We start from the raw sequence: 22636 nt of genomic DNA on the forward strand, positions 1-22636 counted from the left end.
CCGTTACCTACAAAGTAACAGATGTCCCGATGTTGGTTCGGGAACGGTTGCTTTTTCTTTTGTATGGTTTGTAATCAGCATGTTATGCGTTTTTATACTGCGAATACGTATGATATTATTCCCCTGTTCATTTCGTCAATTCTTTCGTCGGTGTGCTTTTTGAAGTAAGTTTCGGTTACTTTTACGGAGGAGTGTCCCATGGCATTGCTGATGAGTTCCGGCTGGTAGTTCCGGTAGTTGGCGATGGTGGCCCAACTGTGGCGCGCACTGTAACTGCTCAGGCCTTCAACACCCGTGTACAGCGACAACTCCTTCAACCGACGGTTAAAGTCGCGCAGAGCATTGCTGTACTGGCGGTACTCCCCGTGTCCCGGACAACTGATGAAGGGGAAGAGGTAGGGCGAACCCTCATCCCGGCTTCGCAGGCGCCCGATGATGTCCATTGCCTCGGGTTCCACCCTTACGGTGAGCCATGTCCCGGTCTTGCGGCGGCGGTAGGTCAGAGTACCGTCCCTGAGGTCGCAGCGCCGCATGTAGGCGATGTCCACGAAGGGTATCCCACGGAGCATGAAGAGCAAGAGAAAGAGCAGGCGGGCGCGCTCTAGGGGCTCCGAGGGCTCTACGGGGGCTTTCAGCTTGCGGAAAGCCATTTCGTCCACTGCACGCTTCACCGTGACTTTCGTACCAGTATATACCCCCCGGAACAGGCGTGGCTGCCAAGGGGCGAGTCCATCATCCACGGCACGGAAGTAAACCGCACGGAGCATTCGCATATAGGTGGAGACGGTATTCCACCGGAGCTGCCTGCCCAACAGGTACTCTTGAAAGGCTCTGAGCCAGAGAGGGGTCAGCTCGTGAAATTCCAAGGTATCCCGGCACTCAAATTCCATAATGCGTTTTAAGGCACTGCGGTACACGTGCGCGGTACCGTGACGCCGTTCTCCCTCCAGACGGGAGACGACGGAAGCCATGTAGGCCAGAAAGTTTGTTTGATTATCCATACGACTTGGGTTTTAGAAGTTAGTCGTATAAATAGGTAATTAAGGGAAAAGGTTCAACGGGAAATTGTGTTAAAAAGAACGGAAGATTACAAAATTTAGCGTAATAGTTTCCAGCCTCCTCCATTAAACATCCGGTCAATTTATAAAGAAAACAAAACAATTCTCCGGAAGTATTCGGGAAATAGAACATCCGACTAAAATTGACAAGATAAGTCTTCCGAAAGACACACTTGTCATCAAAAAACATTATATTTGCCGCATGTTCAATATCAATTGAAATATCACAGCCAACGATTCATTAATTCACAACCGACCTCCTATGTCTCCACAAGAATTTTTCAAAAAGGATTATTTCGCCGAAAAAGTCGGTGTAGAACTACTCGAAATAAAAGAAGGGTATAGCAAAGCCCGTCTGGTAATCACAGAAGAGCATCTCAATGCAGGCCACCGTACACAAGGCGGTGCCATCTTCACCCTTGCCGACCTGGCATTGGCAGCAGCAGCCAACTCACACGGTACTCTGGCTTTCTCGCTCTCATCCAGCATCACTTTCCTTCGTGGCAGCGGGCCGGGCGACATACTGTATGCCGAAGCCCGCGAACGCTATACCGGACGCACTACCGGATATTACCAGATTGACATTACGAATCAAGAAGGAAAACTGATTGCCACTTTTGAATCAAGCGTATTCCGAAAAGAGGACAAGTTACCATTCACCGTAGGCAAGGGTGGCAAGTGACTACTTCCTGCCTACCACTGACGTCATCGGATAACGGTTCCCTCTTACACTTTTAAAGAAAGCCTTTGCCGAACCGAAATTGAGATACATATCTAAGCGGATGGGAAGGTGGTTTTTATCATCGGACACAAAGAACGTGATGACTTCTTTCTCCTTCCCTTTCTTATATTCAACAAAGGAAAACACCAGGCAGCGGTAAATTGTATCATTATTCGCTTTGACATCTTCCTTACCGCGATAAATCAGTGTCTGCTCCTCTACCCTACGCCCGGTTGCCATAGGAAAAAGTATCTTCTCGCCCACCTTATAATCCTTCGGATCATAGGAACGCGCCTGCGCCAAGATACTCAGCATATCGAAGATACAACGGCTGTCGCTATACTCCATTTCCTGCGGTTCACGGACCGGATTGTGCCAAGTACGCTTCTGCCTGACATTCGACACACCTTCTTTATAGGAGAACCATGCTTCATCCACCGTATAACGGCTACCTTCCTCGGCTGCCTTACGAAAATAAAGCGGTTCCAGCCTGTCACTTACATAGCAAGTAAGCGTATCCCGCATCTTAAAGAAAAAATCAGTTTTCTTGCTGCCTATGGAAAGCAGATTAAAACGAAAGGCAGGTTGCGAATGATAAGTAGTGGCATTCGTCGTAAGGCTTGCCAATCCTACCTTTTTCCAGATAAACTTCCAATTGAAGTACAAATCATACATGACATGCTCACCGGACTGAAACGCTTCATTCTTCGCCGCACACTGGGCACCGGCTGTCCCGGTAACGGCAAAACTCATTATTCCCGCCACCAGCAATCCGACAAGCCACTGCTTGCGTCTAATAACTATAGCCCCTGCCACTGTTGCGGCCGCTGCTGCTATTCCCGTTATTCCTGTTTTTGTTCTTTTTGTCTTCATCTGGCTTTTGTTTTTTTAGCTCCTCCGGTTTCTGTTTGTCCAAAGGCTTCTCCAAGATATTCCACTCCTGGGTCAAATCAAAGTTCGCTTTCAGTTCGAGAACCATCGGATAATAATAAACCATTTCCGGCTGGCGCTTTCCGGCATAACTTCCCGTATCCCACACACCATTTCCGTTCGTATCATTAATTAACCGTGCCCCGTATTTACCCGGGTTCAAGTAATAGAAATCGGCCTTTCCATCTGTTACCGGTACCGTACGCAACACGTTATCTTGCCCATCCAGTAATTCAACGAAAGCCAAAGAATCTGCGCCATGTACATTAAAATAGATCTGTCCATATTCCTCCAGCTTCTTCACCTTGAATTCTTTTTTTATCTTGTTGGTGAACAACCCGTACAAGCCATGCGCAGCGGTAGAATCCACCTCAAATACATAGCTCTCCCCCGGTTGCCATTCCGCAAATACATTATAACGTTTCAAGTCTATGGAATCACGGACAAAATCGAACGGTACATCCTCCCACAGACTATCCACTTTCTGCTTCAGACGGACGGCTGCCGTATCTATGCTTGTCAGCGGTTCGGTAAAGGAAAGAGTAATATAATCATACACATCCATTGCGGAAGGAGCATACACATCTACCGTCAGGAATTCCGTATCCGGTTTCTCCTGTTCCTCATCCTTCTTTTTCTTTCTCTTTTCCCGTTCCTTCTGTTCCTTCTCCTTTGCCTCCCTCTTCTGCTTCTGCAGCTTTTCATAAGTCAGTTTGGAAAGCAGCTTCAGAGTATCCGTACGGGGAACCAACTGTTGCAGACTATCCGTATAAAGATACGTCAGCCTCATTTTTAAAGTATCCTGCCTATAAATCAGCGAATCCCTTATCCAATAATGCAGTGTATCGTTACGTCCGGTAGTCTGCTCTATAACAAACGCATCACGCTCATCAAAGTTCAATCCTTCCAACAGAGGCAGGCTGTCTGCCGGAGCAGTGAAATAAAGCGAGAACTTCTCCGGAGTAAGACGCTCACTCTTTGCCAGGCGCTGGGAGTAATGGATTTCCTTGAAACTGCGCAATAAAATATCATCGGGTAGGAAATGCGTATATTTATGGTCAAAAATAGTGTCTATCGTCAAAGAGTCCACCCACACCGTATCCTGGTGCATACGCTCTTCCATGGTAGGAATGATAATGGAATCATGGAAAGCGATAATTTCGGTAGGCTGGGTAAAGGCAAAATTCTGGTCGGCATCCTGCAATGCAAAGATATGGTATTTGCCCGGACTCACTCCGCGAATGGAGAAATGCCCGCGACTGTCGGTGCGCCCCACACGCTCGAAAGGCAATGCCGTAAAAGCCGAGTCGGCAAGATTGGAATGCAGTCCCACCAACATCCCCTTTACCGGCTCCAGATTAGCGGCATTCAACAAAGTACCCGCCACTGCCATGGAATCCAGGCTTTCACCCGTAGAGAACGAGAAAGAGAAATTCTCCAACGGGTTCCCCTCGTTATTATCCTGAATGGCGTCCGCAAAGTCCACCGTATATGTGGTATTGGCTTTCAGGGTATCTTGCAGAGTAATAACTACTTTCTTGCCGTTTGACTTGATTTCGGGCTGCTGCACCTGCGGAGGAGATATCACAATCTTCTCATTGGGCTTGTCGAGTTTGATGAATTCATCAAACTCGATTACAATTTTATTCTTTTTGTTATGAAGTGCACCCGAAGCCGGAGTACTGCCGAGGAAACGGGGAGGCGTCTCGTCTATCGGCCCCCCTTCTATACGGCCTACACTTGCACAAGAGTACAGTGCGGCAGCTATACCCGCAGCCCCCATCAACCGGCGGAAAAGCGGTTTCATGTTCTTATGACGTTTACAATCTAACATGATGCAAAAATAAAGGTTATCCGGCAATTAGCAGTATGCTTTACAGTATTTTATAAAAAAAACGGGCTTTTGTCCCTATTCATGTATGAAACATAGTTAAAAAAGGAGCTTTTTCACACCTTATATACAGAGAAAAGAATAATTTTGCGGACGAAAACTAGATGAGAACATTCAGTTTCCTTGTATCCTTATTCTCAATTTATGAACTACACAGTACCCCCTTTCGATATTAAAGAACATAATTATACACAGAGAATAAAAAGAGTATGAAGAGTAGATTAGGATTATTGGTATGTTGCCTGGTACTGCTGAGCAGTTGCGGACAAGGTGACAAAGGCACGGGCAAAGCCCCCGAATTTGCAGTGATTGAGGCAAAAACGACCACTGCCAACTTAACAAACAGCTACCCTGCTACTATTAAGGGTAAACAAGATGTAGAAATCCGTCCGATGGTAAGCGGTTTCATCACCAAGTTACATGTGGACGAAGGTGCTGTAGTGCGTAAAGGCCAGGTACTGTTCAGTATCGACCCGGTACAGTACCAAGCTGCCGTGAACTCGGCCAAAGCTGCCGTTGAAACGGCCAAGGCTGCCGTAAACACCCAAGAACTTACAGTCAACAACAAACGTGAACTGAACAGGAAAAACATCATCAGCGACTATGACCTGCAGATGGCCGAGAATCAGCTGGCACAAACCAAAGCACAGCTGGCACAGGCACAGGCCCAACTGGTCAATGCCCAGAATAACCTGTCCTATACCAGTGTAACCAGCCCCAGCGACGGTGTAGTAGGTACCATCCCCTATCGTGTAGGTAGCTTGGTGAGTCCTTCCGTAGCCAACCCGCTGACTACCGTTGCCGACATCTCCGAAATGTATGCTTACTTCTCCATGACCGAAAGACAACTGTTGGCACAGATCCGTGAAGGAGGCAGCATCAAGGAAATTCTGGAAAAGATGCCGGATGTACAGTTACAGCTCATCGACGGAACCATGTATGCCGACAGTGGCCGCGTGGAAACCATCAGCGGAGTTATCGACCAAACTACCGGTTCGGTAACCATGCGTGCCCTCTTCCCCAACAAGCATAATGTGCTACGTAGCGGAAGTACGGGTAATGTGGTATTCCCCAATCCGCTACATGATGTAATCATGATCCCTCAATCAGCCACTACAGAAATCCAGGACAAAAAGTTCGTATTTGTCCTGCAGCCCGACAACACACTGAAAAATACAGAAATCCAGGTGTTCAGTCTGAATGACGGCAAATATTACTATGTAACAGATGGCCTGAAAGCAGGCGAAAAAATCGTTATCGAAGGCGTACAAAACCTAAAAGACGGACAGAGCATCACGCCCATCACTCCTGCTGAAAAAGAAGCTGAGTACCAAAAAGCTCTGAAAGACCAGAAAGAAGGTAATATTCAAACGGCGTTCCAATAAAAGAATGAAAAATGAGAGAATGAAAAGCTGCCTAAAACAGACACAGCATTGATTCTTGCCACATTTTAATTCTTTAATTTTTAATTCTTTAATCTTTCATGAAATGAAATTAGATAGATTTATTAACCGTCCGGTACTATCAACGGTAATCTCCATCCTGATAGTAATCCTGGGACTTATTGGTCTGGCAACACTGCCTATCACCCAATACCCGGACATCGCACCTCCTACCGTTTCGGTACGTGCCACTTACCAGGGTGCCAACGCCCAAACGGTATTGAACTCTGTCATCGCACCGCTTGAAGACCAGATCAACGGTGTGGAGAACATGATGTACATGACTTCCAATGCTTCCAATAACGGTTCGGCCGACATTTCCATTTACTTCAAACAAGGTACTGACCCGGATATGGCAGCCGTCAACGTACAAAACCGTGTGTCCATGGCGCAAGGCCTGCTGCCCGCCGAAGTAACCAAAGTAGGTGTAACCACACAGAAACGCCAGACTTCCATGCTGATGGTATTCTCCATTTATGATGAAGCCGACCAATATAACATCGAGTTTCTGGAAAACTACGCCAACATCAACTTGATCCCTGAAGTAAAACGTGTAAATGGTGTAGGTGACGCTACCGTGCTGGGGCAGGACTACTCCATGCGTATCTGGCTGAAGCCCGACATCATGGCACAGTACAAACTAGTGCCCAATGATATTGCCGGTGTCCTGGCAGAGCAGAACATTGAAGCGGCTCCCGGCCAATTCGGTGAACGCGGTGACCAGAGCTTCCAATATACGATCCGCTACAAAGGACGTCTGCAACAACCAGAAGAGTTCGAGAACATCGTTGTCAAGGCATTGGGCGATGGCGAAGTACTCCGTCTGAAAGATATAGCAAATATTGAATTGGGACGTTTGTCCTACAACTTCAACAACACGGTAAACGGGCATAAATCCGTAACTTGTATCGTTTACCAGATGGCCGGCACCAATGCTACCCAAACCATCAGCGACCTGGAAGAAGTGCTCAGCAAAGCATCCGAGACATTACCTTCAGGCTTGAAAATCAATATCGCGCAAAGCGCGAACGACTTCCTGTTTGCTTCTATCCACGAAGTAATCAAGACGCTGATTGAAGCATTTATCCTTGTATTTATCGTGGTGTATATCTTCCTGCAGGATATGCGCTCCACGTTGATTCCCGCCATTGCCATCCCGGTAGCCCTGATCGCCACTTTCTTCGTACTGAAACTGATTGGCTTCAGCATCAACCTGTTGACCCTCTCGGCTATGGTGCTTGCCATTGCCATTGTGGTCGATGACGCCATCGTCGTCGTCGAGGGCGTCCATGCCAAGCTTGACCAAGGATACAAATCGGCGCGACTTGCGTCCATCGATGCCATGAGCGAGCTGGGCGGTGCCATCATCTCCATCACATTGGTCATGATGTCTGTGTTTGTACCCGTAAGTTTCATGGGGGGGACTGCCGGTACGTTCTACCGCCAGTTCGGACTTACAATGGCTATAGCCATCGGTTTCTCTGCGCTGAACGCCCTGACGTTAAGTCCGGCTTTGTGTGCCATCTTCCTGAAACCGCACAACAGCGATGCCAGCATGAAAGAGCGGATAGGGATTGCCACCAAAGAAGCCCGCAAAATCATGGTAGCCCGCTATGCCGACTCCATCGGCAAGATGATGCGTCCCGGCCTGACACTACTCTTTACCGCCGTCGCCATTCTGGGCATGATTTTCGGTTTGTTCAGCTTTGAGAACCATCCGGTACTCTGTCTGGTTATGATTGTAATCAGCATACTGGCGTTGGCAGGCATGACTACCGATAAGTTCAAGCATTCTTTCAACGCTTCCTACGATTCCATCTTAGGCAAATACAAGAAGCAGGTACTCCGCTTTATCCAGAAGAAATGGCTGTCCGGCGGTATTGTCGCGGGCTCCATTGTCCTTTTGGCGGTATTTATGAATATCACGCCGACCGGTATGGTTCCCAATGAAGATACCGGTACCATCATGGGTGTAGTAACACTTCCTCCCGGCACATCACAAGAACGCGCCATGGAAGTACTGAACCGCGTGGACAGTCTTGTTGCAGCCGACCCGGCAGTAGAATCACGTACCGTCATCTCCGGTTTCAGCTTCATCGGCGGCCAGGGACCTTCTTACGGTTCGCTCATCATCAAACTGAAGAACTGGGAAGAACGTTCCACCATGCAGAATTCAACGGTTGTTTATGCCACTCTTTTCATGCGTGCACAGAAAATCATCAAGGAAGCGCAGGTGTTGTTCTTTGCTCCGCCTATGATTCCGGGTTATTCGGCATCCAGCGACATTGAGCTGAACATGCAGGATAAGACCGGTGGTGACCTGAATCATTTCTTCGACGTGGTGAACAAATATACCGCCGCTTTGGAAGAACGTCCGGAAATCAACTCTGCGAAGACCAGTTTTAACCCGAACTTTCCGCAATATATGCTGGATATAGACGCTGCCGCCTGTAAAAAAGCCGGCATCAGCCCAAGTGATATCCTCAGCACCATGCAAGGATATTTCGGAGGTCTATACGCTTCCAATTTCAACAGTTTCGGTAAGATGTACCGTGTCATGATCCAGGCGGAACCCAACGCAACCAAAAACTTGGAGTCCCTCTCCAGCATCAAGGTACGCAACGGAAACGAAATGGCTCCCATCACTCAATTCGTATCCATCAAGAAAGTATATGGACCGGATATCATCAGCCGTTTCAACCTTTATACATCCATGAAGGTAATGGTGGCTCCTGCCAGCGGTTATACCTCCGGCCAGGCATTGGCCGCCATTGCAGAGGTCGCCCAAGAGAACCTGCCGGCAGGTTTTGCTTACGAACTCGGCGGTATGGCACGTGAAGAGGCCGAAACCAGCGGCAGCACTACAGGCTTGATTTTTATACTCTGCTTCGTATTCGTTTACCTGTTGCTGAGCGCACAATATGAAAGCTACATCCTTCCGCTTTCCGTATTGCTCTCCGTACCATTCGGTCTGTTGGGCAGCTTCCTGTTTGTCAGCGGCATAGGTTCACTGGGTAACATTCCCGCACTCAAAATGATTCTGGGCACCATGTCAAACGACATCTACATGCAGATTGCCCTCATCATGTTGATGGGTCTGTTGGCCAAGAACGCCATTCTGATTGTAGAGTTCGCTCTTGACCGCCGCAAGATGGGTATGAGCATCACTTGGGCCGCCGTATTGGGTGCCGCCGCCCGTCTGCGTCCTATCCTGATGACCTCCCTGGCCATGATCGTCGGTCTTCTCCCGTTGATGTTTGCCTCCGGGGCGGGTGCCAACGGTAACCGTACATTAGGTACATCCGCCATCGGTGGTATGTTAATCGGTATGATTCTGCAGATCTTCATAGTACCCGCACTGTTCGTGGCATTCCAGTACTTGCAGGAAAAAATCAAGCCGATGGAATGGACCGATGTAGATAACTCGGATGCAGAACCAGAGATTGAGCAATATACTAAATAAATGAAAAATAGAGGAATATGAAAAAGATACTATGCTTGATGTGTGCAACTGCTTTACTGAGCAGTTGCCACATCTACAAATCATACGACAGACCCGAAGACATCAATGCCGACGGCTTGTATCGTGATACAGCCTCTGTAAACGATACCCTTGCCGCAGATACTGCCAACTTCGGTAATCTGCCCTGGCGAGAAGTATTCACAGATCCCCAGCTGCAGATACTCATAGAACAGGCACTTGCCAACAATGCCGATTTGCGCAATGCGGCACTGAACGTAAAACAGGCACAGGCAGCACTGATGTCCGCACGTCTGGCGTACGCTCCCATGCTGGGACTTTCCCCGCAAGGGACTGTCAGCAGCTGGGACAAGGGCAAAGCCACGCAAACTTACTCATTACCCGTAACGGCAAGCTGGCAAATAGACCTCTTCGGCCAACTACTGAATCCGAAACGTAATGCACAGGTTTCATTGAAACAGACCCAGTTCTACGAACAGGCCGTACAGACCCAAGTCATTGCCAATGTAGCCAATATGTACTACACCTTGTTAATGCTCGACCGCCAACTTCAAATAACCGAAGGTACGGTCGATATCCTGAAAAGGAATATGGAGACTGTAGAAGCGATGAAGGATGCAGGCATATACGGCACCACCTCTGCCGCCGTAGAGCAAAGCCGCACTGCATACGCACAAGTAATGGCCTCGCTGCCGGACATCCGCCAAAGCATCCGTGAGACGGAAAATGCACTGTGCCTGATGCTGAACCAGCCGGCACAGAAAATCTCACGCGGCCTGCTGGAAGCACAACAGTTACCGACAGAGTTTTCAGTCGGCATTCCTTTACAACTGTTGTCCAACCGCCCGGATGTGAAAGCAGCCGAAATGTCGTTGGCGTCCAGATACTACAATACCAACAGCGCACGTGCGGCTTTCTATCCGCAGATTACATTAAGCGGTTCGGCAGGATGGACCAACAGTGCCGGTTCGGCCATTGTCAATCCGGGCAAACTTTTGGCTTCCGCCATCGGTTCACTGACGCAACCCTTGTTCTACCGCGGTACCAACATCGCCCGTCTGAAACAGGCAAAGGCACAGGAGGAGCAAGCCAAGATTCAGTTCCAGACTTCCCTGCTCAATGCCGGAAACGAAGTGAGCAACGCCTTGTATCAATATCAGATGACAGCAGAAAAAGCCGCTTCACGCGATATTCAAGTAAATTCCGCCCGTAAAGCAGCGGAAGATACAAAAGAATTGTTTAAATTAGGCACGTCAACTTATCTTGAGGTTCTGTCTGCCGAGCAGTCTTATCTCAGCGCGCAACTTTCAGAGGTATCTGACACCTTCGCCAGCATGCAAGCCGTAGTCAGCTTGTATCAAGCGCTCGGAGGAGGAAGGGAGAGTAATTATTAAAATCGAATGATACTATGATTAGTCCATTAGCTTATGTAGATTCCGCTGCCAGAATCGGCAAGAATGTAACGGTCCAGCCTTTCGCCTATATTGAGGGAGGCGTGGAAATCGGTGACAACTGCATCATCATGTCAGGTGCGAAGATTCTTAAAGGCACCCGCATGGGTAATAATAACAAAGTGCACCACGGCGCGGTGTTGGGCAGTGAACCGCAAGACTTTCATTATACAGGTGAAGAAAGCCAACTGATAATCGGTGACAACAATGACATCCGCGAAAATGTGGTTGTCAGCCGCGCTACCTATGCCGGCCAAAGTACCCGTATCGGCAATGATAACTATCTGATGGATGGCGTACACCTCTGCCACGACGTACAGATAGGCAATCATTGCGTTCTGGGTATCAAAACTACCGTAGCCGGTGAGTGCCAGATAGACGACTGCACCATCTTGAGCAGCAACGTCATCCTGCACCAGTCCTGCCACATCGGAAGCTGGGTGCTGATTCAGGCCGGCTGCCGTATCGCAAAGGATGTTCCACCCTATATCATCATGAACGGCAATCCTGCCGAATACCACGGAATCAACGCAGCCGTACTGCAACATAAGCACCAGGTTACAGAACGTGTATTGAGGCACATCGTCAATGCCTATCGCCTGGTTTACCAAGGTAATTTCAGCATACAGGATGCCCTGCAGAAAATTGAAGACCAGGTTCCGATGAGCGACGAGATACGCAACATACTCAGCTTTATCAAAGGCTCTAAAGGAATTGTAAAGTAAGAAACGCAAGTCCGGATTGGCTTGAATAAAGATATGTAGAAAGGTGTGCCGTTATCATTCCGGCACACCTTTCTCTTATTTCATCCCGTCGGGTTATCCACAATGGAAATACTCGTGCACCAGTTTCAGCATTGCTTCCCGGTCCTCTTTCAAGTCGGCACGCAAAGTCCGGTCCTTGTAGCTGCGGAGCTTACGGAGGATACCGTCTATCATTGCCGGGCTGAATACATTGTACTGCTCAAAAACGGCCCGCTGTTTCTCCAGACAATCCGCGGAAGCCTCACAGCTGTCGGGCAACTGCGCCAATGACTTCAACTTGCCCTCATTCTCCTTCTGGTGGATATTTACATTGACATAAGTCCTCTCCGCAATCTCCAAGGCATTGTCCAGTTCAAAGCCATGACGGCAAGCCACGGCAAGTCCCGAAAGCAACTGATACAGATCTGCCGAACCGTCCGGCGAACGCATCTCTACAGTCTGTTTTATGCTGGTATCAAAATGGCTTTCTTTCTCCAACGGATTTGCCAGCATACACATATCAGTCTTGGCAGACCATCCCAACGGTACACGCACCAATACAGAACGGTTACGGTCACCCCAACAAACATTGGTAGGGGCTTCCTGATGGGGAACAAGGCGGAAATAGGAAGTGGGGTTCGTATTGCCGAAAGCGGTAATGGAAGGAGCCAGTTCCATCATTCCCGCAATAGCCTTACGGGCGGTTTGGGACAAGGCACCATCTTCCAGCATGACATTCTTCCCGTCTTTCATCATACGCATGTGGATATGCAGTCCCGAACCTGCCTTTCCTGCTGTAATTTTGGGAGCAAAGGTCACATTATATCCCAACTTGTAGGCAAGGTTGCGGATAATCCATTTGGCTATCATCAGTTGGTCGGCAGCCTGCTCCACATCAACAGGCAGGAATTCAATCTCGTTCTGCTCATAGATGTAGCCATCCAATGTAAAGTTTCCCACCTCGGAATGTCCATACTTTATCTGCCCGCCCGCCTGGGCAATGTAAGACATGCATTGAGTACGGAACTCATTGAACTTGGCATAAGGTCCCGATTCATGATAGCCACGCTGGTCGGTTGCCTCGAATACTCCTGCATCGGGAGCTATGACATAGTATTCCAGCTCACCCATTGCCTGGAATTGCATGCCGGTTACTTTGGTAAATGCCTTGCTTGCCTTATGAAGGGTATGCTCGGGAGCGCTCTCCAAAGGTTCGCCGTCCTTATTGAAGAAGGAACACAGCATGGACAACGTAGGTATTTCGGCAAACGGGTCAACAAAGGCCGTTCGGAAACGGGGAATGACGTAAAGGTCACTGCTGCCTGCTTCTATAAATGAGAAAAGACTGGAACCGTCCACCCGTTCGCCGCAAGTGAGAATGGCATTCAGGTAAGCTAAGTCCGTGATAACAAAATTCAGTGTCTTCAACCGTCCGTCACCGGCAGGATACATAAAGTTTACCATACGGATGTCATTCTGCTGAATAAACGAAATGATGTCTTCCTTAGTAAACATGGAAGACGGTTTTTGGAGGAATGCCACTAACTTATTGGCACTCATTGACAATTTTTCATTCATAATGAGTTGTTTTTCGTTTTAGTAAAGGTATGGCATCAAAGATAACGTTTTTTATTCATTCTCTACCGTTCATGGGGCAGAAATAAATGGAGGTACAGACATCGTCAAAAGAAGGCAGATGCTAGACGCACGTACGCCTGTTTGTAAAACAGGGTGAGGGTATCTACCCTCACCCTGTGTCTTGTTACCCTCACCCCATCTCCCCGATGAACAGGGAATTCAGCAATCAGAGTGAGGGTATGAGGGTAAATATTGAAAAAACTATTCCATATTCAGCATTCCGAAGAACTCCGGACAGTGGAAGTTAGGTTTTTCCAGTCCGATAGGATTCCAAGACAGGAAATGGGGAGTCTGCAACTTGTCACCACATTTATAGAAATTGGCACGAACAGCCTTTCCGTCCAAGGAAGTGATATCATGCAGGAAGAAAGCAGAGTAAGGAATCACCAGAGCCACTTCCCAGCTGCACTCGCCTACTCTTTCTTCAAAAGCTTCACGACCCAAAGAAGACCAGCGCTGAACTTTATCGAGCACTTCCTGCGGAGCATGCCGACGTTCTCCACGTCCGGCACCGGCACCGATAAGCAACGTTCCTGTGCAGTTGCATTCTATATTATAATATACTCCGTCACCGGCAGGAATGGAAAAGAACTCCACACAAGCGTCTTCCCATACCGGGCCATTGTCCCGTCCTGCAACCGCAGCCACACTTCCTTCTTTCACTTTATAGTGCAACAGGATGGCATCGTCCGTATGTGCGATACGGAATTCAACATCCGGGCAGTAGGGAAACGCCTCAGCCCAATTCACGGACTTTATAGGCTGAAAATCCACTTTCTCTTTATCCAGAAGAGCAGGCACCGATTCTACCGGTATGTTTGCCGCACTTACTTTCTTAACATTCAGTTCTTTCATTTTACTATTTTGAGGATTAATTGCAGACAGTGGCAGGACACAAAACACTGCCACCATCCACATTAAATACTTTCTCAGATACATGAGGCTATGAACTTTTGCATTTCCGGAGTATGCTCCTCTACGCTCTGCAACAGCTTGAACTGAGCCTTGGTGCGTACAAGGTTATGTTCCGGATACTGGATCTTGTAATAAGTATCGCCATTGATATAGTCTGCCAGGAAACGTACACATTGCATGTATGGGAACAGGGCAGCCGCATAAGGCAGGTTCTCAATCTCTATCGGCAACAAGAAAGATTTGCCCGACTCCAGATACCCCTTTGTGAAAGCCTTGAATATTTCCATATTGAAGTTCACATTATCCAGATTCTTGTCATCTTCCAAACCGGTATTGGCTCCCGAACGGAGGAAATCGCCGAAATCGGAGAAGATAAAGCTCGGCATCACCGTATCAAGGTCAATGACACAAAGCACCGTACCGTCTTCATCAAACATCATGTTGTTTACCTTCGTATCACAATGGCACACGCGTTTGGGCAATTTACCTTCACGGTACAGACGCTCGGCCTTGCACATCTCGTCGGCACGCTTCTCTATTTCGTCCAGGAAATACTGCACTTCCTTGACACGTCCGGCAGCATCGGCAGCCACAGCATCGCGGAGCTGTTTCAAGCGGAACTCCATATTATGAAAATCGGGAATGGTTTCACCCAGCGTATCGGGAATATCGGCAAGCATGGCCTGGAAGTTTCCAAAAGCAGCTCCCGCGTAATAGGAATATTCCGGATTCACGGTTTCATAAGTTTTGGCACGGGGTATGAAAGTCATTACACGCCAATAGTTTTCACCATCATACCAATAGGTCTTTCCATCTGCAGTAGGGAGGAAATGGAGCACCTTACGGTCGATGTCCGTTTCACCTTTCTCCTCCAGTTTCTTGCGGATGTGGCGGGTTACGGCATCAATATTTCCCTGCAACATCTCCACGTTCTGGAAAATGGCATGGTTGATACGCTGCAACACATAGTCAGAAGCTTCCGCTTCGACGGTAGTCACTTTATACGTGTCGTTAATCAGGCCCGAGCCCAAAGGTTTAATCTCCTGAACCGTACCGTCAATTTGAAAATGAGATACAATAGATAAAAGGTCTTTCATGATCATTAATAGATTAATTTTAGTGTATAAAGATATGCTCTCTACCTTATGGCAACAAGGTATATATCATTCTAAGAGCCTTCAAAATTATACATTAAAATAGACATAACCGCAAAAACTACAGAAGAAATAAGAACTCTTGCACAAAATATACTTATATTTGTAACTGAAACCTTAATATATACCCCAAAAGTGCAGAAGTTTATCATCCATTTATTCATAGCCTTAGCATGCATGGTTTCTATCCCCTTGCAAGGACAAAACATTACATTTAGTCATCTGACAACCGATGACGGGCTGTCACAGTTCTCCGTCAACAGCCTTTATATCGATGAAAACGGCATTTTGTGGATAGGCACACGGGAAGGATTGAACCGCTATGACGGAAACGACATACAGACCTACAAGTTGAGAAAGAACGATCCGAACAGCCTTTTTTGCAACAACATATCCCGGATAACAGGCAACCGCAACGGGAAAATATATATCCTTTGCACAGAGGGAGTGGCGGAGTTCAACCTTTCCACACAAAAGTTCACCACCCTGCTGCAAGGAAGCATCAGCAGCATCTATTACAACAACGGGCTTTTTATAGGCAAGAAAAATGAAATTTACCGCTACAATGAACAGACAGGCAATTTCGACCTGTACTACCAACTGGCAGGAGAGAACCTGGAGATATTCTGCATGCATCAAGACAAAGACAACTTCTGGATGGGTACCACCAGCAATGGTGTATATTGTCTCAACCTAACCGACAAGGAACTCACACACCCCATTCAAAAAGGGAATATCACCAGCATTTACCAGGACAGCGAAGGTGAACTGTGGATTGGCAGCTGGGAAGAAGGCTTGTTCCTGGTAAAGAGCAACGGGGAAATCATCAACTTCAAGAACAAACCGGGAAATCCCCACAGCATTTCATCAGACTTCGTAAGAGCCTGCTGCGAAGATAACTTAGGAAATATCTGGATAGGAACATTCAACGGACTGAACCGCTATAACAAAAGTACCGGACTCTTCCAGAACCACACAGCCAGCGACGCGCAAAGCGACGGGCTGACGCACTCCTCCATCTGGTGCATCGTCAAAGACAATCAAGGCACGTTATGGTTAGGTACATATTTCGGCGGTGTCAACTATTTCAATCCGGAATATGAGATATACACACGTTACACCTACTCTTCGACAGAACCGAAGGGGCTCAGCAACCCGGTAGTAGGACGTACCATAGAAGACAAAGACGGCAACTTGTGGATTGGCACCGAAGGGGGCGGACTGAATTTCTACAACCGCCGCACCCGGGAATTCAAATGGTTCTGTCCGGAAAACAATCCGAACAGCATTTCACACAACAACATAAAGGCACTCTATTATGATGCCGCCAAAGACATTATCTGGATAGGTACCCACCTGGGAGGCTTGAACAGGCTGGACATCCGTACCGGACGGTTCACACACTACCGGATGGAAGCTGACAACCCGGAGACACTCCCATCCGATATTATCCGTGACATCGCCCCCTATCAGAACTACTTGATAGTGGCAACCCAGAACGGCGTATGCCTCTTCAATCCCGAAAACGGGAAATGCCGGCAGCTGTTCCGGGATACCAAAGAGGGCAAGAAAATCAAGATGGTGGCAGACGTGACTTTTGACAATAACGGTACCCTGTGGATCGCCGCTACCGGAGAAGGGGTGTTCAGCTATCGTTTTGACAGCCGGAAACTGACCAACTACCGTCATGATGCGGCAAATCCGCACAGCATCAGCAACAACAACGTGAACAACATCATGCAGGACAGTAAAGGCAACCTGTGGTTCTCTACTTCCGGTAGCGGATTGGACAGATACCGTCCATCCACCGATGATTTTGAAAACTTCGACCAGGTAAAGAACGGACTTGCCAGCGACTGCATCTACGAAACACAGGAATCGCCCACCAGCGGCAAGCTGCTACTTATTACCAACCAGGGATTCTCCATCTTCGACTGCCGGAACAAGCAGTTCCAGAACTTCAGCACGGAGAACGGTTTCCCACTGACTGCCGTCAATGAAAACGCACTTTGCGTAACCCGTGACGGCGAAATATTCTTAGGCAGTACGCAAGGTATGATTTCTTTCCATGAAATGGAGCTGAACTTCACGCCGAAACCCTATAAAATCATCCTTTCACGCCTCATCGTGAACGGTACGGAAATACAGGTGGGAGACAATACGGGCATCCTGCAGCAATCCTTGTACTGCACTCCCGAAATAACCCTCAATGCCAACCAGTCCATGTTCAGCATCGAGTTCGCCACTTCCAATTATGTAGCCGCCAATAAAGATGACATCATCTACAAGCTGGCAGGCTTCTCCAATGACTGGAACAGTACCCGTGGACAGCATACCATCACTTACACCAATTTGAATGCGGGAACTTACAACCTGCTTATCAAGCCCAACGGAAAAGACGAGAATCTTTGTCCGCAGGTGCACCTGACTATCCATGTACTGCCACCCTATTATAAGACCCCCCTCGCCTACCTTATCTATCTGATAGTAACGGGGGCATTGCTGTGGTATCTGATACGTACCTACAAATCAAGAATCAAGCTGCGCGAATCCTTGAAGTACGAGCAAAAGCACATTCAGGATATAGAAGCGCTGAACCAGTCGAAGCTGCGTTTCTTCACCAACATTTCGCATGAATTCCGTACACCGTTGACACTGATTGTGGCCCAAGTGGAAACACTGCTGCAACTACAGAATTTTACTCCTGCCATCTATAACAAGGTCTTGAGCATTTACAAGAACAGTATCCAGTTGAGGGAGCTGATTACCGAGCTGCTGGACTTCCGCAAGCAGGAACAGGGACACATGAAAATCAAGGTCAGCCCGCACAACATGGTGCATTTCCTGTACGAGAACTATTTATTGTTCCTGGAATATGCCAGCACCCGACAAATCAACTTCAAATTCGAAAAAGAGACGGATAGCCTGGAGGTATGGTATGACCAGAAACAGATGCAGAAGGTTATCAACAACCTGCTTTCCAATGCCATCAAGCACACTGAAGCAGAAGACACCATCACCCTCAGCATTAAAACCGAAGGCAATAATGCCGTAATCCGGGTGACCGATACAGGCAGCGGTATAGATGCCGCTGAAGTAGATAAGATATTCGACCGCTTCTACCAGATAGACCAGATGGACTCTACCGATGCCGGCAAAACCGGTACAGGCATCGGGCTGGCCTTGACGAAAGGCATCGTAGAACTTCACCACGGAACCATCCGGGTGGAAAGCGAGTTGGGTAAGGGCACCAGCTTCATCGTGACCCTGCAACTGGGCAACGGACAGTTTGAAGAAGAGCAAATCAGCAAACACGTAGATAGCGTACAGCAAATTGAAGTTCCCAAGCCGGAAACCGACGCCCTGTTGAAAGCCGAGCTGGAAGAGAATGCTCCGAACAAGCGTCTGCCGGATGCTAAAATACTGATTGTGGAAGACAATGCTTCCATACGTGAGATGCTGGCGAATATCTTCCATCCATTCTATGAAGTATTGACCGCCCCTGACGGTGAAGAAGGGCTTGCACTCGTACACAGCGAGATGCCGAACATCGTGGTGAGCGACGTGGTAATGCCCAAAATGTCGGGAACAGAGTTATGCAAACAGATAAAAAGTGACTTCAATACCTGCCACATCCCCGTCGTGCTGCTGACGGCACGTACAGCCATCGAACAGAATATCGAAGGATTGCGTATCGGTGCGGATGACTACATCACCAAACCGTTCAATACCAACCTGCTGATATCCCGCTGCAACAACCTGGTGAATTCCCGTATCCTGCTGCAGGAGAAGTTCAGCAAGCAACCGCAGGCTTATGCACAAATGCTCGCCACCAATCCCATTGACAAGGAGATTCTGGACCGTGCCATGGCAGTCATCGAACAACATCTGGATGATACCGAATTCAACGTCAATGTCTTTGCCCGTGAAATGGCAATGGCACGCACCAACCTGTTCACCAAGCTGAAAGCAATTACCGGCCAGACACCGAATGACTTCATCCTCACCATCCGTCTCAAGAAAGGCGCAATGATGCTGCGTAACAATCCGGAATTGAATATCACCGAGATTTCAGACCGGATAGGATTCAGTTCGTCACGCTACTTCTCGAAGTGTTTCAAGGATGTATATCACGTCAGTCCGCTGGCATATCGCAAAGGAGAAGAATCAGAGAAAGGAGAAGAAGAGGAGTAATTCATCCTTTTCTGTATATTTACCCGTACTTTTGTACATTTTTTCCCCTCCCCTGTACTCCTTTAGCCGCTTGTTTTTAAACTCTGCCCTATCTTTGGACCCTGAAATCAAACTTTAGAGTCCAAAGACTATGAGACATTTATCTTCACTTTTACCCTTTCTGCCGGGTGCAGCGCTTTTAGCGGGATGCGGCAACGCTTCCAGGCAAGAAGCCAGAAACGACCAGCCCCGGAAACCGAACGTAATCTACCTGATTGCAGATGACCTTGGCATCGGCGATTTGAGTTGCTATGGCGCCACCAAAGTAAGCACCCCCAATATTGACCGCCTTGCCGGCCAAGGCATGCAATTCACCAACGCTTATGCAACCTCCTCTACCAGTACCCCTTCCCGTTTCGGACTACTGACCGGCATGTATCCCTGGAGACAACAGAATACAGGAATCGCCCCCGGCAACTCCGAACTGATTATAGATACGGCATGCGTCACTATGGCGGATATGTTTAAAGAAGAAGGCTATGTAACCGCTGCCGTCGGCAAGTGGCACTTAGGCTTAGGCCCTAAGGGCGGCACCGACTTCAACCGCCGGATAAAGCCCAATACTCAAGATATCGGCTTCGATTATGAATACATCATCCCTGCCACTGTAGATCGTGTCCCCTGTGTATTCGTGGAGAACGGACAGGTAGTAGGACTCGATCCGAACGACCCGATTACCGTAAGCTATGACCATAAAGTAGGTAACTGGCCCACCGGACTGGAAAATCCCGAACTGGTAAAAATGAAACCAAGCCAAGGGCACAACAATACCATCATCAACGGTATTCCCCGCATCGGTTGGATGACTGGCGGCAAATCCGCCCTCTGGATAGATGAGGACATCGCAGACGTCATCACCGACAAAGCCAAAAACTTCATCGTATCCCACAAAAACGAAGCTTTCTTCCTATATATGGGTACGCAAGACGTCCATGTCCCCCGTGTACCACATCCTCGTTTCGCAGGCAAGAGCGGATTGGGAGTCCGGGGCGATGTCATCCTCCAATTGGACTGGACTGTCGGAGAGATCATGCATACACTGGACAGCCTGGGCATTGCAGACAACACCATCTTCGTATTCTGCAGTGACAATGGCCCTGTCATCGACGACGGCTATCAAGACCAGGCACGTGAACTGCTGAACGGGCACACTCCCATGAAACATTATCGTGGTGGAAAATACAGTGCTTTTGAGGCCGGTACACGCATTCCCTTTATCGTACGCTGGCCCGAAGGCATCAAACCAGGCAAACAACAGGCCTTGTTCTCCATGATAGATGTCTATGCCTCATTGGCTACCTTGCTGAACCATCCCTTGCAAGCAGGTATCGCCCCTGACAGTCGTGACCAGCTGAACAACTTTCTGGGAACAGATACTGCCGGATGTGACTATATCGTACAGCAGAATCTGAACAATACCCTATCCATCATCCAAGGAGACTGGAAGTATATAGAACCCAGTGACAAACCTGCCCTGGAATATTGGACCAAGACGGAAATGGGCAATGCCCCGAAACCCCAACTGTACAATTTATCCATAGATCCTTCGGAAAAAAGTAATGTCGCAGAGGCACATCCTGACAAGGTAAAGGCCCTCTCAATGTTGTTGGAGGAGGTTAAAGAGAGTAAAAACCAAAAGAACAGGAAATAGTACAAGAAGTGTATTGCTCGCAAGTTTTGTACGAATTCGTACTATTTGCGAACAATTCACTAATACTTATCCACTTCTCAACTCATACATTTGCGGTGTGATTCAATCATTTTTATGGGTAGTAAACAAAAAATAAACAACCTTTATTAATAACTTATTAAATTAATATTTATGAAACAGAAATCCGGCTTCTTTAAAGCTTTAGGTATTATGTTACTCTCTGTATTATTTGCCACGCAAGCGAATGCGCAGAACATCACAGTAACAGGTACAGTGACTGACAATTTAGGTCCGGTGATTGGTGCCTCTATTCAAGTGGAAGGAACAAGCAACGGATGTATCACAGACATTGACGGAAACTACTCTCTCCCCAATGTACCCTCTAACGCAACCCTCGTGTTCTCTTACATTGGTTATCAAACACAAAAAATCGCAGTAAGCGGACAGACTAAAATCAATGTGAAATTAGCAGAAGACAGCCAGCTGCTGCAAGAAGTAGTAGTAGTAGGTTACGGCGTTCAACGTAAAAGCGACTTGACAGGTGCGGTAGCTTCTGTAAAGGCAGCTGATGCATTGAAAGGGACACCTTCCGGCAATGTGTCTGATGCATTGCAGGGACGCATGGCCGGTGTATCTGTATTATCCGGTTCCGGTGACCCCTCTAAAGACAATACAATCCGCGTACGCGGTATCAACTCCATCACGGCAGAAACCGGTCCGTTAGTTGTAATCGATGGTTTCATCGGTGGCTCCCTGAAAGCACTGAACCCTTCTGATATCGCTTCTATCGAAGTTTTGAAAGATGCCTCCGCAACTGCTGTCTATGGTTCCCGTGGTGCCAACGGTGTCATCCTTGTCACTACCAAGAATCCTGAGAAAGACAAGCTGACTGTATCATTCAATGCTTTTGCCAATTTCAAGACCGTTGCAAAGTATCCAGATGTACTCTCTCCTTATGAATATGCCAAATTAGCAAATGAGTACGGAAAAGAGTATTTCGAATCACAGAACAAACCTGCCAAGACTTACTACAATGAGGAACAGTTACAGGCTTTCAAGAACGGCACAGCCGGGTATGACTATGTAAAAAACATGTTCCGTGACCCTGCTTTCACACAGAATTATGAAATGTCAATCTCTGGCGGTGGCGAAAAAACCACATTCCTAGCTTCTTTACGCTATGAAAACAACGAAGGTATTATCGAAGGTTCTGAAAACAGTGTATATAGCTGGCGTTTGAAAGTAGATACCAAAATAAAAAAATGGTTGAAAGCCGGCATGAATATCTACGGCTACTACCTGTTGGCGGAATTAATTTAGTGCATACT

The 22636-nt window shown here is 47.8% G+C and carries 13 protein-coding genes and 1 pseudogene; 8 read left to right on the plus strand and 6 right to left on the minus strand.

Annotated elements, in window-relative coordinates; all coding sequences use genetic code 11:
* Positions 1 to 92: 92 nt before the first annotated feature.
* Positions 93 to 1001 carry a tyrosine-type recombinase/integrase gene (locus tag HMPREF9446_RS05795; RefSeq protein ID WP_009124524.1) on the minus strand — a complete coding sequence of 303 codons (909 nt, stop codon included), beginning with the start codon at positions 999 to 1001 and terminating at the stop codon, positions 93 to 95.
* 319 nt (positions 1002 to 1320) lie between these two features.
* On the opposite strand from HMPREF9446_RS05795, the gene HMPREF9446_RS05800 reads away from it, so the two are divergent.
* Entirely contained in the window at positions 1321 to 1740 is a 420-nt protein-coding gene (locus HMPREF9446_RS05800) for a PaaI family thioesterase (RefSeq protein WP_009124526.1), read from the plus strand.
* Here the strand turns inward: HMPREF9446_RS05800 and HMPREF9446_RS05805 are convergent, their stop codons facing one another.
* Complete coding sequence (locus tag HMPREF9446_RS05805; RefSeq protein WP_087943541.1) at positions 1741 to 2652, minus strand: DUF3108 domain-containing protein; 912 nt, start codon at positions 2650 to 2652, stop codon at positions 1741 to 1743.
* Positions 2573 to 4543: an Ig-like domain-containing domain gene (locus HMPREF9446_RS05810; protein WP_009124528.1), complete on the minus strand. Its 1971-nt coding sequence runs from the start codon at positions 4541 to 4543 to the stop codon at positions 2573 to 2575. The genes HMPREF9446_RS05805 and HMPREF9446_RS05810 overlap by 80 nt, the downstream gene beginning before the upstream one ends.
* Before the next feature lie 266 nt (positions 4544 to 4809).
* Between HMPREF9446_RS05810 and HMPREF9446_RS05815 the strand changes: the two genes are divergently transcribed.
* The 4 genes from HMPREF9446_RS05815 to lpxA all read left to right on the plus strand — a co-directional run bounded on the left by HMPREF9446_RS05815 (position 4810) and on the right by lpxA (position 11699).
* Positions 4810 to 5985 (plus strand): efflux RND transporter periplasmic adaptor subunit, encoded by a 1176-nt coding sequence (locus tag HMPREF9446_RS05815; RefSeq protein WP_009124529.1) that lies wholly within the window; start codon positions 4810 to 4812, stop codon positions 5983 to 5985.
* Positions 5986 to 6088: 103 nt separating this feature from the next.
* Positions 6089 to 9505: an efflux RND transporter permease subunit gene (locus HMPREF9446_RS05820; RefSeq protein WP_009124530.1), complete on the plus strand. Its 3417-nt coding sequence runs from the start codon at positions 6089 to 6091 to the stop codon at positions 9503 to 9505.
* 17 nt (positions 9506 to 9522) lie between these two features.
* Positions 9523 to 10917, plus strand: a complete 1395-nt coding sequence (locus tag HMPREF9446_RS05825) for a TolC family protein (protein WP_009124531.1) — start codon at positions 9523 to 9525, stop codon at positions 10915 to 10917.
* Positions 10918 to 10931: 14 nt separating this feature from the next.
* A complete protein-coding gene (lpxA, locus tag HMPREF9446_RS05830) occupies positions 10932 to 11699 on the plus strand; it encodes an acyl-ACP--UDP-N-acetylglucosamine O-acyltransferase (protein ID WP_009124532.1) in 768 nt (255 codons plus the stop codon).
* Between the two features lie 93 nt (positions 11700 to 11792).
* Here lpxA and HMPREF9446_RS05835 read toward each other — a convergent pair whose 3' ends face one another.
* The 3 genes from HMPREF9446_RS05835 to HMPREF9446_RS05845 all read right to left on the minus strand — a co-directional run bounded on the left by HMPREF9446_RS05835 (position 11793) and on the right by HMPREF9446_RS05845 (position 15367).
* Entirely contained in the window at positions 11793 to 13295 is a 1503-nt protein-coding gene (locus HMPREF9446_RS05835; protein WP_009124533.1) for a glutamine synthetase family protein, read from the minus strand.
* A gap of 261 nt (positions 13296 to 13556) precedes the next feature.
* Complete coding sequence (locus HMPREF9446_RS05840) at positions 13557 to 14294, minus strand: carbohydrate-binding family 9-like protein (protein ID WP_009124534.1); 738 nt, start codon at positions 14292 to 14294, stop codon at positions 13557 to 13559.
* The gene (locus tag HMPREF9446_RS05845; RefSeq protein WP_039968674.1) at positions 14285 to 15367 is read right to left on the minus strand and encodes a phosphotransferase enzyme family protein; all 1083 of its coding nucleotides are present in this window, start codon (positions 15365 to 15367) and stop codon (positions 14285 to 14287) included. The genes HMPREF9446_RS05840 and HMPREF9446_RS05845 overlap by 10 nt, the downstream gene beginning before the upstream one ends.
* 192 nt (positions 15368 to 15559) lie before the next feature.
* Here HMPREF9446_RS05845 and HMPREF9446_RS05850 point away from each other — a divergent pair, with 192 nt between their 5' ends.
* The 3 genes and pseudogenes from HMPREF9446_RS05850 to HMPREF9446_RS05860 form a co-directional block, all read left to right on the plus strand.
* Positions 15560 to 19618 (plus strand): hybrid sensor histidine kinase/response regulator transcription factor, encoded by a 4059-nt coding sequence (locus HMPREF9446_RS05850; RefSeq protein WP_039968672.1) that lies wholly within the window; start codon positions 15560 to 15562, stop codon positions 19616 to 19618.
* A gap of 130 nt (positions 19619 to 19748) precedes the next feature.
* Positions 19749 to 21308 (plus strand): sulfatase family protein, encoded by a 1560-nt coding sequence (locus HMPREF9446_RS05855; RefSeq protein ID WP_009124538.1) that lies wholly within the window; start codon positions 19749 to 19751, stop codon positions 21306 to 21308.
* A 171-nt stretch (positions 21309 to 21479) separates the two neighbouring features.
* Positions 21480 to 22607, plus strand: a pseudogene (locus HMPREF9446_RS05860) (SusC/RagA family TonB-linked outer membrane protein); the annotation flags it as partial.
* Positions 22608 to 22636 lie beyond the last annotated feature (29 nt).

It is taken from the genome of Bacteroides fluxus YIT 12057 (assembly GCF_000195635.1).
GTDB lineage: Bacteria > Bacteroidota > Bacteroidia > Bacteroidales > Bacteroidaceae > Bacteroides > Bacteroides fluxus.